12 protein-coding genes are annotated in these 12,018 nt (G+C 60.2%); 8 read left to right on the top strand and 4 right to left on the bottom strand.

Going from position 1 to position 12,018, the window contains the following annotated elements; all coding sequences use genetic code 11:
- The first annotated feature begins 51 nt into the window (after window positions 1–51).
- Genes hisB through hisF form a run of 5 tightly spaced genes read left to right on the top strand, consistent with a single transcriptional unit; the run spans window position 52 to window position 3,091 of the window.
- Entirely contained in the window at window positions 52–645 is a 594-nt protein-coding gene (hisB, locus tag SB765_RS18675; protein WP_009682881.1) for an imidazoleglycerol-phosphate dehydratase HisB, read from the top strand.
- The gene (gene hisH / locus SB765_RS18670; RefSeq protein WP_410931726.1) at window positions 646–1,284 is read left to right on the top strand and encodes an imidazole glycerol phosphate synthase subunit HisH; all 639 of its coding nucleotides are present in this window, start codon (window positions 646–648) and stop codon (window positions 1,282–1,284) included.
- Window positions 1,285–1,545, top strand: coding sequence for a DUF2164 domain-containing protein (locus tag SB765_RS18665; protein ID WP_043203968.1), 261 nt, complete (start codon window positions 1,285–1,287; stop codon window positions 1,543–1,545).
- 27 nt (window positions 1,546–1,572) lie between these two features.
- Window positions 1,573–2,310, top strand: a complete 738-nt coding sequence (gene hisA / locus SB765_RS18660) for a 1-(5-phosphoribosyl)-5-[(5-phosphoribosylamino)methylideneamino]imidazole-4-carboxamide isomerase (protein WP_016484508.1) — start codon at window positions 1,573–1,575, stop codon at window positions 2,308–2,310.
- 10 nt (window positions 2,311–2,320) lie between these two features.
- On the top strand, window positions 2,321–3,091 hold the full coding sequence (hisF, locus tag SB765_RS18655) for an imidazole glycerol phosphate synthase subunit HisF (RefSeq protein WP_008091498.1): 771 nt from the start codon (window positions 2,321–2,323) through the stop codon (window positions 3,089–3,091).
- 120 nt (window positions 3,092–3,211) lie between these two features.
- Here the strand turns inward: hisF and choV are convergent, their stop codons facing one another.
- The 3 genes from choV to SB765_RS18640 form a co-directional block, all read right to left on the bottom strand.
- Entirely contained in the window at window positions 3,212–4,390 is a 1,179-nt protein-coding gene (choV, locus tag SB765_RS18650) for a choline ABC transporter ATP-binding protein (protein WP_012270095.1), read from the bottom strand.
- Window positions 4,387–5,235 carry a choline ABC transporter permease subunit gene (gene choW / locus SB765_RS18645; protein WP_169725175.1) on the bottom strand — a complete coding sequence of 283 codons (849 nt, stop codon included), beginning with the start codon at window positions 5,233–5,235 and terminating at the stop codon, window positions 4,387–4,389. The genes choV and choW overlap by 4 nt, the downstream gene beginning before the upstream one ends.
- An 81-nt stretch (window positions 5,236–5,316) precedes the next feature.
- A complete protein-coding gene (locus SB765_RS18640; protein WP_341797332.1) occupies window positions 5,317–6,264 on the bottom strand; it encodes a choline ABC transporter substrate-binding protein in 948 nt (315 codons plus the stop codon).
- A gap of 453 nt (window positions 6,265–6,717) precedes the next feature.
- Between SB765_RS18640 and SB765_RS18635 the strand changes: the two genes are divergently transcribed.
- Window positions 6,718–8,094: an L-serine ammonia-lyase gene (locus SB765_RS18635; RefSeq protein ID WP_259139819.1), complete on the top strand. Its 1,377-nt coding sequence runs from the start codon at window positions 6,718–6,720 to the stop codon at window positions 8,092–8,094.
- Window positions 8,095–8,543: 449 nt separating this feature from the next.
- On the top strand, window positions 8,544–9,650 hold the full coding sequence (locus SB765_RS18630; RefSeq protein WP_016497607.1) for a GlxA family transcriptional regulator: 1,107 nt from the start codon (window positions 8,544–8,546) through the stop codon (window positions 9,648–9,650).
- A 119-nt stretch (window positions 9,651–9,769) separates the two neighbouring features.
- Here the strand turns inward: SB765_RS18630 and SB765_RS18625 are convergent, their stop codons facing one another.
- Entirely contained in the window at window positions 9,770–10,027 is a 258-nt protein-coding gene (locus SB765_RS18625; RefSeq protein ID WP_016497608.1) for a hypothetical protein, read from the bottom strand.
- Window positions 10,028–10,363: 336 nt separating this feature from the next.
- On the opposite strand from SB765_RS18625, the gene SB765_RS18620 reads away from it, so the two are divergent.
- Window positions 10,364–11,944: a zinc-dependent metalloprotease family protein gene (locus SB765_RS18620; protein ID WP_410931725.1), complete on the top strand. Its 1,581-nt coding sequence runs from the start codon at window positions 10,364–10,366 to the stop codon at window positions 11,942–11,944.
- The last annotated feature ends 74 nt before the right edge of the window (window positions 11,945–12,018 follow it).

The raw sequence follows: 12,018 nt of genomic DNA, 5'->3' as shown, positions 1-12,018 counted from the left end.
TCTGGGCCTATAATGGAGCCCTTTTCGCCCAATGATTTTGCGGAGCTGGTGATGGTCGAACGTAAGGCTTCCGTCGAGCGCAATACCCTGGAAACCCAGGTCAAGTGCTCGATCAACCTCGATGGCAGTGGCAAGGCCCGATTCGATATCGGCGTGCCTTTTCTTGAACACATGCTGGACCAGATCGCCCGCCATGGCCTGATCGATCTGGATATCGAGTGCAAGGGGGACACGCATATCGACGATCACCATACCGTCGAGGACGTTGGCATCACCCTGGGCATGGCATTCGCCCAGGCCATCGGTGACAAGAAAGGTATCTTCCGCTACGGCCACGCCTACGTGCCGCTGGACGAAGCGCTGTCGCGTGTAGTCATCGACTTCTCCGGCCGCCCCGGCCTGCAGATGCATGTGCCGTATACCCGTGCCAGTGTTGGCGGCTTCGATGTCGACCTGTTCCAGGAGTTCTTCCAGGGCTTCGTCAACCACGCGCTGGTAACCCTGCACATCGACAACCTGCGTGGCCACAACACCCACCACCAGATCGAAACCGTGTTCAAGGCATTCGGCCGCGCGCTGCGCATGGCTGTCACCCTCGACGAGCGCATGGCCGGGCAGATGCCGTCGACCAAAGGGTGCCTGTAAATGCAGACGGTAGCCGTAATCGACTATGGCATGGGCAACCTGCACTCGGTGGCCAAGGCGCTTGAGCACGTTGGTGCCGGTAAAGTGCTGGTCACCAGCGATGCCGCAGTCATTCGTGAAGCCGACCGCGTGGTATTTCCGGGCGTAGGTGCGATCCGCGATTGCATGGCCGAAATCCGCCGCCTGGGCTTCGACAGCCTGGTGCGCGAAGTCAGCCAGGACCGCCCGTTCCTCGGTATTTGCGTGGGCATGCAGGCGCTGCTTGAACACAGCGAGGAAAACGCCGGTGTCGACTGCATCGGCATGTTCCCGGGCCAGGTGCGCTTCTTCGGCAAAGATCTGCAAGAAGACGGCGAGCACCTGAAGGTGCCGCACATGGGGTGGAACGAAGTCAGCCAGACCATCCACCACCCGCTGTGGCACGACATCCCCGACCAGGCGTGTTTCTACTTCGTGCACAGCTATTACATCAATGCCGGCAAGCCGGGCCAGGTAGTCGGCCGCGGCCACTACGGCGTCGATTTCGCCGCTGCGCTGGCGGACGGCTCGCGCTTTGCCGTGCAGTTCCACCCGGAGAAGAGCCATACCCATGGCCTGCAGTTGCTGCAGAACTTCGTCGCCTGGGACGGGCGCTGGTAAATGAGCAGGTCGAAAGCCAAGGCCCCGGTCATCACACTGGCCCCCGAGCAGGAGCGCGATGCGCTCGACACGCTCAAGCGCTTCCTCGAAGACCGTTTCGAGCTGGAGCTGGGGTCGTTCGAGGTGGCCGAGGTGCTTGAGCTGTTCAGCAAAGAAATTGCACCCCTTTACTACAACAGGGCGATTGCCGATGTTCAGCTGCACCTCAAGGAGCGGTTCGAGAGCATCGAAAGCGATCTGTGGGCGCTCGAAAAGCCCTGAAACCCTAAGAACAGACAGGTTCCCAAGATGCTGATTATCCCCGCTATCGATCTGAAGGACGGTGCTTGCGTGCGCCTGCGCCAGGGCCGCATGGAAGACTCCACGGTATTTTCCGACGACCCGGTGAGCATGGCCGCCAAGTGGGTCGAGGGTGGCTGCCGCCGCCTGCACCTGGTCGACCTCAACGGTGCCTTCGAAGGCCAGCCGGTCAACGGTGAAGTGGTTACCGCCATTGCCAAGCGCTACCCGACCCTGCCGATCCAGATCGGCGGTGGCATCCGTTCGCTGGAAACCATCGAGCACTACGTCAAGGCTGGCGTCAGCTACGTGATCATCGGCACCAAGGCGGTCAAGCAGCCAGAGTTCGTCGCCGAAGCGTGCAAGGCCTTCCCCGGCAAGGTCATCGTTGGCCTGGATGCCAAGGACGGCTTCGTCGCCACCGACGGCTGGGCCGAAGTGAGCACCGTGCAGGTCATCGACCTGGCCAAGCGTTTCGAGGCCGATGGCGTCTCGGCGATCGTCTACACCGACATCGCCAAGGACGGCATGATGCAGGGCTGCAATGTACCTTTCACCAAGGCACTGGCTGAAGCCACCCGCATTCCGGTGATCGCCTCGGGCGGCATCCACAACCTGGGCGACATCAAGGCCCTGCTGGACGCCAAGGCCCCCGGCATCATTGGCGCCATCACCGGCCGTGCCATCTACGAAGGCACCCTCGATGTCGCCGAGGCCCAGGCCTTCTGCGACAACTACCAAGGCTGAGGACTGAACCATGGCACTGGCCAAGCGCATCATCCCTTGCCTGGACGTGGACAACGGCCGGGTGGTCAAGGGCGTCAAGTTCGAGAACATCCGTGATGCCGGCGACCCGGTGGAAATTGCCCGTCGCTACAACGAGCAGGGGGCCGACGAAATCACCTTCCTCGACATCACCGCCAGCGTCGATGGCCGCGACACCACCCTGCATACCGTCGAGCGCATGGCCAGCCAGGTGTTCATCCCGCTGACCGTGGGCGGTGGCGTGCGCACCGTGCAGGACATCCGCAACCTGCTCAATGCCGGTGCCGACAAGGTTTCGATCAATACGGCTGCGGTGTTCAACCCGGAGTTTGTGGGCGAGGCGGCGGACCGTTTCGGTTCGCAGTGCATCGTTGTCGCCATCGATGCCAAGAAGGTGTCCGGGCCAGGTGAAACGCCACGCTGGGAAATCTTCACCCACGGCGGGCGCAAGCCGACCGGGCTGGATGCCGTCGAGTGGGCGAAGAAGATGGAGGGCCTGGGCGCTGGCGAGATCCTGCTGACCAGCATGGACCAGGACGGCATGAAGAACGGCTTCGACCTGGGTGTTACCCGCGCCATCAGTGATGCGCTGGGCATTCCGGTGATTGCCTCGGGGGGTGTGGGTAACCTGCAGCACCTGGCTGACGGCATTCTGGAAGGGCATGCCAGCGCGGTGCTGGCGGCCAGTATCTTCCACTTTGGCGAGTACACGGTGCCGGAGGCCAAGGCCTACATGGCTTCGCGCGGTATCGTCGTTCGCTGACAGATTGCCGGGAGGGCTTTGCCCTCCATTCGCAGCACAAGGCTGCTCCTACAGGGATACGCATTCCCCTGTAGGAGCAGCCTTGTGCTGCGAATGGCCCGCAAAGCGGGCCCCGGGGCATCACCCGTGGTTCTTGCCGAGCAACGCGTGATAAAGCTCGGTATCCCCAAGAATCCCCACCACCCTGTCGTTATCCTGCAACACCAGCTTGTTGCCGGTCTGATAACGAATCTGCAGCGCCTCACGCATGCCGATGTCGGCGTGCACCACGGTCGGCCTGCGCTCCAGCAGCTCCACATCCTGCCCCGGTGCCCAGTTCTGCATGTCCAGCCCGTTCTGGCCCTGGCGTGCACGCTTGAGCGCGCCACCTTCGCCCAGGTCCAGCCACGAATCGATTCCCGGGTCCAGGCACACCGAGCCATTGACCCGCTTGCAGTTGTCCAGGCTACGCATCAGGCTGCGGCCGCACAGCACGTTCAGCGGGTTGGTGTGGGCGACGAAGGTACGCACATACTCGTCGGCCGGGTTTAGCACGATTTCCTCCGGCTTGCTGTACTGGATGATCCGCCCGTCCTTCATGATCGCAATGCGGGTACCCAGCTTCAGTGCCTCGTCCAGGTCGTGGCTGACGAACACGATGGTCTTGCTCAGCTTGGCCTGCAGGCCCAGCAGCTCGTCTTGCAGGCCCTGGCGGATCAGCGGGTCGAGGGCCGAGAACGGTTCGTCCATCAGCAGGATGTCGGCATCCATCGCCAGCGCCCGGGCTAGGCCCACGCGCTGCTGCATGCCGCCAGACAGCTCGTCCGGCTTCTTGTTGCGCCACTGGGTCAGGCCCACCAGCTCAAGCTTCTCGTCCACCAGCTTGCGCCGTTCCTTTTCCGGGCGGCCCTGCATTTCCAGGCCAAAGCTGATGTTCTCGCGCACCGTCAGCCAGGGCATCAGGGCAAACTTCTGGAACACCATGGCAATGCGCTTGGTGCGCATCATTTTCAGCTCGGCCGGGCTGCAGTGGGCAATGTCGATGTGCTTGCCTTCGTGCTCGACAAACAGCTTGCCGCGGCTGACGGTGTTGAGGCCGTTGATGCAGCGCAGCAGGCTCGATTTGCCCGAGCCGGACAAGCCCATCAGCACGCAGATCTCACCCTTGTTGATATCAAGGTTGGCCTTTTCGACGCCGACCACCAGGCCGGTCTGCTTGAGGATCTGTTCGCGGGTCTTGCCCTGGTCCAGCAGCGACAGCGCCTCGCGCGGCTTGTTGGAGAAAATGACGTCGACGTCTTCGAAACGAATGATGCTCATGCCTCACCCCTTACCGGCAGTTCCGGTTGCTTGCAGATACGGTCGAGCATGATTGCCAGCAGCACGATCGCCAGGCCCGCTTCGAAGCCCAGGGAGATATCGGCGGTGTTCAGTGCGTTGACCACAGGTTTGCCCAGGCCGTCAGCGCCCACCAGGGCGGCGATTACTACCATCGACAGCGACAGCATGATGCACTGGGTGACGCCGGCGGCGATGCTGGGCATCGCATGCGGCAGTTCGATACGGGTAAGCAATTGGCGACGCGAGCAGCCAAAGGCCTTGCCAGCGTCCATCAGCTCCTGCGGGACGTCGCAGATGCCCAGGTAGGTGAGGCGGATTGGCGCCGCAATGGCGAAGACCACGGTAGAGATCAGCCCCGGTACCACACCCAGGCCGAACAGGGTCAGGGTAGGGATCAGGTAGACGAAGGTGGGCACCGTCTGCATCAGGTCGAGTACCGGGCGCATGGCGGTATAGAACATTGGTTTGTGCGCAGCCAGGATGCCCAGCGGCACGCCAATCACCACGCACACCACCGTGGCGAAGGTCACCTGCGCCAGGGTTTCCATGGTTTCCTGCCAGTAACCCAGGTTGAAGATCAGCAGGAATGACAGGGCAACGAACGCGGTCAGCCCCCACTTGCGCTGGATCAGGTGCGCCAGGCCGGCGAACAGGGCGATGAGGACGAACGGGTTGAACCAGGTCAGGGCACTGGTGACCCCATGGATCATGAATTCCAGGCCTTGCGCGATGGCGTCGAAGTAATTTGCGCCGTTCTGGGTCAGCCACTCGACGAACGACGCGATGTACTGGCCCAGGGGTATTTTCTGATCGATAAGCATGATAGCGAGCTTCCACCTGCATAGATTGAAATCAACCCGGGGCAGGCACGGTCCTGCCCCGAGGTAGCGCTATTGCGTGGTGCGTTATTGCGCCAGCTTGGCCTTGGCCGCCTCAAGGCCGGGTTTGCCATCAACAGTGGTAACGCCGGCAAGCCAGGTGTCCAGCTTGCCGGGGTTGTCTTTAAGCCACTTCTTGGCGGCTGCTTCGGGTTTCATCTTGTCGTCCAGGACATAGCCCATCATGGTGCTTTCATCCTTGAGCTCGAACGACAGGTTCTTGAGCAGTTGGCCAACGTTGCTGCATTCCTGCGCGTAGCCCTTGCGGGTATTGGTCAATACGGTCGCCTTGCCGAAATCGGGCCCGAAGAAATCGTCCCCGCCGGTCAGGTACTGCATCTTGAAGCGGGTGTTCATCGGGTGCGGTTCCCAGCCCAGGAACACCAGGGCCTCGCCGCGTTTTTGCGCGCGGTCGACCTGCGACAGCATGCCGGCCTCGCTCGATTGCACAATCTTGAAACCGGCGTCCTTCAGGCCGAAGGCGTTCTTGTCGATCATGCTCTGGATGGTGCGGTTGCCATCGTTGCCGGGCTCGATGCCGTAGATCTTGCCGTCCAGTTCCTTCTTGAACTTGGGAATGTCGGCGAAATCTTTCAGGCCCTTGTCGTACAGCGCCTGAGGCACGGCCAAGGTGTACTTGGCGTTTTCCAGGTTGGCGCGCACCGTTTCCACGGTGCCAGCGTCGCGGTACTGCTTGATGTCGTTCTCCATGGTCGGCATCCAGTTGCCGAGAAACACGTCCAGGTCCTTGCCGGCGGCCAGCGACTTGTAGGTCACGGGTACCGAGATCATGGTGGTGTGGGTTTTGTAACCCAGGGCTTCGAGCACAACGCTGGTGGTCGCGGTCGTGACTGTGATGTCGGTCCAGCCGACGTCGGAGAAACGTACCGTCTGACACTGCTCGGGTTCGGCGGCCTGGGCCAGCAAGGGCGTGGACAGCAACGCAACCAGCAACAGCGAGGGTGAACCTTTCATGGATGGACTCCTGAGATATTGTCTTCGGGTTCGCGTGGGTCGCCGGGCTTTCTGAGGGTCCGGTCGACCAGGCCTGCAGAGGGCAGGATGCGTGGCCGTGCTTTACGAGTCGCTTTCGATAATCCTCCAGCGCCGGGCAATCGCCTACTGGTAGGGTCGTATCCAGTACGGAACGGGTCGCATCCAGTAAGGGCGATGTCGCTTATGGGTTTATCCACCCCCTCGGCCGCATTTTTGCGTCACCAGGCCGCCGGAAAGCGGCGTGGTGAGGGCCGCTCCTTGAGTAAAAACAGCGCGGCGCGGCTGGACAAAAGTACGTCGGTTGCAGACGGCGAGGGGTGCGGTAAAAGCCCGATGATGCTGGCATTCAAGGCGGCCCGCTGTTTGAGCCTAGCAGTTGCCCCGCCCTGCGCATGGCGCGCAGAGACAAGCCCAGCAAGAGGTGATTCGACAATGGCCATCAGCGTGTTCGACCTGTTCAAGATCGGTGTCGGGCCTTCCAGCTCCCACACCGTCGGCCCCATGCGTGCTGGCGCCCTGTTTGTTCAGGGCCTTCGCGAACGCGGCGAGCTGGAACGTGTGAAACGGATCGAGGTGCGCCTGTATGGCTCGCTGTCGGCCACCGGTATCGGTCACGGCACCGACAACGCCACCATCATGGGCTTGATGGGCGAGTGGCCTGACGCCATTGACCCGACCCAGATCGTGCCGCGCATTGCCGACCTGCGCGAAACCAACACCCTGCAGCTGGACAGCCGCCTGCCCATAGAATTCGTCTGGGCCCGCGACATGCTGCTGCTGGACGAAAACCTGCCGTACCACCCCAACGCCATGACCCTGGTTGCCGAGGGCGAGCAGGGCGAGTTGCACCGCGACACCTACTACTCGGTGGGTGGCGGCTTTGTGGTCGATGCCGCCCAGGCCGCCAGCGGTGTGCTGGATGCCGACCAGACGGTGCTGCCGTACGACTTCAACAGCGCCGCCGAACTGCTGCGCCTGTGCAAGCAAAACGACCTCAGCGTGTCGCAATTGATGATGGCCAACGAGAAGGTCTGGCGCAGCGAGGAAGAGATCCGCGCCGGCCTGCACAAGCTCTGGGAAGCCATGCAGGAATGCGTCAACAACGGCCTTAAATACGAAGGCACGCTGCCCGGCGGGCTGAACGTGCGCCGCCGCGCTGCCAAGCTGCACCGTAGCCTGCAAGAGATCGGCAAGCCCAACGTGATCGGCTCGACCATGAGCGCCATGGAATGGGTCAACCTGTTCGCCCTGGCCGTCAACGAAGAGAACGCCGCCGGTGGGCGCATGGTTACCGCACCCACCAATGGCGCGGCCGGCATCATCCCGGCGGTGCTGCACTACTACATGCGCTTCAGCGATGAGGTGAACGAGTCCAGCATTGTCGATTACTTCCTGGCTGCGGCTGCCGTGGGCATCCTGTGCAAGAAGAACGCCTCGATCTCTGGGGCTGAAGTGGGTTGCCAGGGGGAAGTCGGCTCGGCCTGCGCCATGGCCGCAGCGGGCCTTGCCGAAGTGCTCGGTGCCACCCCGCCACAGGTAGAGAACGCCGCCGAGATTGCCTTGGAACACAACCTTGGCCTGACCTGCGACCCGGTCGGCGGGCTGGTGCAGGTGCCATGCATCGAGCGCAACGCGATTGCTGCGGTAAAAGCTATCAACGCGGTGCAAATGGCGCTGCGCGGTGACGGCGAGCACTTCATTTCCCTCGACCAGGTGATCCGCACCATGCGCGATACCGGGGCCGACATGCACGACAAGTACAAAGAGACCTCACGCGGTGGCCTGGCGGTCAGCGCTATCGAGTGCTGATCTTTACCAGGTTTGCTGGCCCCCTTCGCGGGTTCACCCGCGAAGGGGCCTTTGAAGGTTGATGCAGGTGCAACATAACCACAAATGCCTCCTTATGGTGCGCCCGGCGCCTACCGATCGTCGGGTGTCGCTATCAGTGCGGGCATTGTCGGTGACACTCAAGAGTGTCGTTTCTGGGCAACTTGCGCTGCACGTGTCACCAAATTGCTCAGCCGTTACACGCACGGCGCCTAGCACGCCTGTTTTGCGACTATCTGCCAACTCGGCCGAAGCCCCTGATTTGCCTGATAAAGGTGTCGTTTTCAGGTTTTTTTGGATAGCCGTTCAATTTCAGGCACGGCGTTTGCGTTGAGATTGGCAACCTACCCCCGGAAAATGACCGAGGGGTCATAACAAGAAATCAGTGCCCGCCTGAGGCACACCCTGCATTTGTGTGAGGAGAAATCGCGATGACGTCGTACACCTCCGGGACCCCAACCCAGAACCGCACAGCACCCCAGTCCATCGGGTTTCTTCTACTGGACAATTTCACCCTGATTTCCCTGGCATCGGCCGTCGAGCCGCTGCGCATGGCCAACCAGCTGTCCGGCCGCGAGCTGTACCGCTGGCACACCCTGACGGTCGACGGCGGCCAGGTCTGGGCCAGCGACGGCCTGCAGATCACCCCCGATGCCGCCATGCACAGCGCGCCGCCCATCGATACCGTGATCGTCTGCGGCGGCGTGGGCATCCAGCGCACTGTTACCCGTGAGCATGTCACCTGGCTGCAGGCCCAGGCCCGCCAGTCGCGCCGCCTTGGCGCGGTGTGCACCGGCAGCTGGGCCCTGGCCTGTGCCGGGCTGCTCGACGGTTTCGATTGCAGTGTGCACTGGGAGTGCCTGGCGGCCATGCAGGAAGCCTACCCACGGGTGAACATGAGCACCCGCCTGTTCACCCTCGACCGTAACCGCTTCACCAGCTCCGGCGGCACTGCGCCGCTGGACATGATGTTGCACCTGATCAGCCGCGACCATGGCCGCGAGCTGTCGGCGGCCATCTCCGAGATGTTCGTCTATGAGCGCATCCGCAACGAGCAGGACCACCAGCGCGTGCCGCTCAAGCACATGCTCGGTACCAACCAGCCGAAGTTGCAGGAAATCGTCGCGCTGATGGAGGCCAACCTCGAAGAGCCGATCGACCTGGACGAACTGGCGGTGTACGTGGCAGTGTCGCGACGCCAGCTTGAGCGGCTGTTCCAGAAGTACCTGCACTGCTCGCCATCGCGCTACTACCTGAAATTGCGCCTGATCCGTGCGCGGCAGCTGCTGAAGCAGACACCGATGTCGATCATCGAAGTGGCGTCGGTGTGTGGTTTTGTGTCCACGCCGCACTTCTCCAAGTGCTACCGCGAGTACTTCGGCATTCCGCCGCGTGACGAGCGTGTGGGTTCCAACACCGCGCAGCAGGTAGCGATGATGCCGATTCCGCAGGCCATGACCCTGTCGCCACACAGCGGGCCGATGGCGGCACTGAGCCAGGCGCGCAACGAGTCGACCTTTGCCAGCGTAAGGCTCTGATACCGAGTCGGCCTCTTCGCGGGCACGCCCGCTCCCACAGGTACTGCACAGGCCTCGAGCTGTGTGTAGTCACTGTGGGAGCTGGCTTGCAGGCGAGAGGGCCAGTACAGGAAAAAGAATCAGGCCCGCTTGTTGAAACTCGCCAGCGCCGGCAACAGCTGCTTGTCGATGGCCTGGCGCACAGCAGGCAGGATCGTCGCACTACCGGTGTACATCTGCTCCACCATCCCCTTCAGCGCCCGCGCATTGGGCTCGGTCAGCCCCCGCACCACCGCTTCACACGCCTGTTCGGCACTGGCCCCGGCCGGAATATCGAAACCGCGCGCGCGCAAATGGCCGGCGAGGTCGTCCTGATCAATCAAATCCGCATGCATCATGGCTGTTGTCCCTTTTATCGCTAAGAGAGTGCTGCTGTGATTTACGACCGATTCTGTGACGTGCGCGACAGCCTCGCAAGAACAGAATGTCGCCATGGCTGCTTTGGCTAAGAACAGGTCGTTTACGGCTAAATCCCCCGCCCGGCAAGCCCGCACACTGAAGCCATTCACGGTACCCGAGGGTTTGGTCACCCTCGCTCACGCACAGTGGATGTTGCTCGCTCTTGGCCCCGGTAGCTCACGGCTTTCCGGGGTTTTTTTGCAACTGTTATTTATGTCAGTTGTTGGGAATCGATGCCCATGCTCAAGTGAGGCTCCGATATCTGGAGCATGAACATGAACCGGAAACAATTGAAATTCTGCTTGCTAGGTGCTGTGTTTCTTTTTGGAGGATGCACAGCTTCGGACCCTACAAACCATCTCGAAAGTTCGGCGGATACGCTGTTTCAGATCAAGCCAGACCAGAACCGCGCCGCCCTCGAGAGGCAATCTAGTACTGACAAGTATTTGAAGCTTTTGTTGAATTGGTCAGAAGAAGCTGAAGTTAAAGAAGTGCAGGTCAAGCCTGGGCTTGTATCGAAAGATACGACGATGCTCTCAATGCCTCTGACTGACGGCAGAACGGTGAGTTTCAAGTTATCAAGAAGCGATAGTGTTGCTCCAGGAATGCTAGGGTGGGTTGGCGATATGCCTTCCAACCGTAGACAACTTTACCCCTCACCGGCGGAAGTCGATATGGATCCGCTCAACTGGGTTTCATTGGTGAGCGACGGTAACCTGGTCGTTGGGGATATCCGGGTGGATGGGCAGCTCTACCGGTTAACGGCGGTTGGCAAAGGCCAGCAAGTCTTGGTCAAGGTTGATGAATCAAAACTACCACCAGAAGCAGCGCCGATTCCAGTTCCTGTGCAAGCTCAGGCCAAAACCAAATCACTCAACACATCTCAGTCGCCAAAAAGCACTATTAGGGTGCTATTCGTTACAACCCAGCAGTCGAGGGCCATGTTTCCGAATTACAAGATCGAATTGGCGCAGGCGTTACAGAACGCCAATCAATACTTTATAAATAGCAAAGTCGATGCCGTGTACGAGCTGTCTGATATTTACGATTCTGACTACGATGAAACAGGCAAAACGCCCGAAACTCAGATCGGTGATATGGCAGCTGGTAAACCCTTGGGGGCTAAAATTCATATTGAACGTGAAAAGGGGCGCGCCGATCTGGTATCAATGCTTTCGACGTTTAGCGTTTACTGTGGCATAGCGAACGTTAACGCTACCGTGTACAGGGCTTTTTCGGCCATTAGTTGCTTTGCTGCGTTAGGACACGAATTAGGACATAACATGGGGGCCGATCATAAGGACGAGGCTCCAGTTGGGTCTCTACCCCTTTACGCCTATGGCTACCAGCGTACAGCGCCAAATTTCCATACTCAGATGCGAACGTCGCATGGCGCCATTCCCTACCATTCAAACCCGCGTTTGCAGTATCAAGGGGTTCCTATGGGTACGGTAGATAAAAATGATGTGGCGCGGGCTTTCAATGAAAATCGTGACACTGTTGCCAATTTTTATCCGGACCCTGCTCATCCTGTTCGTTTGTGGTTGTACGGGGCGAACCGGGGTTGCTTCATTGATTTGAACCCGGGTGAACAAGCCCTGCTCTCATGGTATACCGAATGCAAGGATAATGATGTCGATCCCGTACAAGTCGTGGTAAAAGACTTTTACAGTGGTTCCACGCCGAGAAAGCTGTGTTTCTCCAATATCCTCTATTGGGTACACAGTTGTTATAAGGCAGGCAATTTTTCTGGGGACTTTGAAATAACTAGCGTACATTCGGGTGGTGGTAAGCCCGAGGGGTTCGAATTCACGAGAAGACTAATCGGGCCAGTATACAGAGTGTCCTATGAGTAAACCTAGGGCCTGATCGTATCTGGCGAGGGCGCCAAGGTGCTTGGTCTTTATATACACCTTGGCGCCAACTCCAT

The organism is Pseudomonas sp. SIMBA_067 (assembly GCF_046534675.1).
Lineage (GTDB): Bacteria > Pseudomonadota > Gammaproteobacteria > Pseudomonadales > Pseudomonadaceae > Aquipseudomonas > Aquipseudomonas putida.
Note: the sequence above shows the minus strand (reverse complement) of the source record. Positions and strands in the feature narration are given on the sequence as shown.

Bases quoted from the DNA above. Each gene is read 5' to 3' on its own strand.
- SB765_RS18665 (WP_043203968.1), top strand. From the start codon at position 1,285: ATGAGCAGGTCGAAAGCCAAGGCCCCGGTCATCACACTGGCCCCCGAG.
- hisF (WP_008091498.1), top strand. From the start codon at position 2,321: ATGGCACTGGCCAAGCGCATCATCCCTTGCCTGGACGTGGACAACGGC.
- hisA (WP_016484508.1), top strand. From the start codon at position 1,573: ATGCTGATTATCCCCGCTATCGATCTGAAGGACGGTGCTTGCGTGCGC.
- hisH (WP_410931726.1), top strand. From the start codon at position 646: ATGCAGACGGTAGCCGTAATCGACTATGGCATGGGCAACCTGCACTCG.
- SB765_RS18635 (WP_259139819.1), top strand. From the start codon at position 6,718: ATGGCCATCAGCGTGTTCGACCTGTTCAAGATCGGTGTCGGGCCTTCC.
- SB765_RS18630 (WP_016497607.1), top strand. From the start codon at position 8,544: ATGACGTCGTACACCTCCGGGACCCCAACCCAGAACCGCACAGCACCC.
- choV (WP_012270095.1), bottom strand. From the start codon at position 4,390: ATGAGCATCATTCGTTTCGAAGACGTCGACGTCATTTTCTCCAACAAG.
- hisB (WP_009682881.1), top strand. From the start codon at position 52: ATGGTCGAACGTAAGGCTTCCGTCGAGCGCAATACCCTGGAAACCCAG.
- SB765_RS18625 (WP_016497608.1), bottom strand. From the start codon at position 10,027: ATGATGCATGCGGATTTGATTGATCAGGACGACCTCGCCGGCCATTTG.
- SB765_RS18620 (WP_410931725.1), top strand. From the start codon at position 10,364: ATGAACCGGAAACAATTGAAATTCTGCTTGCTAGGTGCTGTGTTTCTT.
- SB765_RS18640 (WP_341797332.1), bottom strand. From the start codon at position 6,264: ATGAAAGGTTCACCCTCGCTGTTGCTGGTTGCGTTGCTGTCCACGCCC.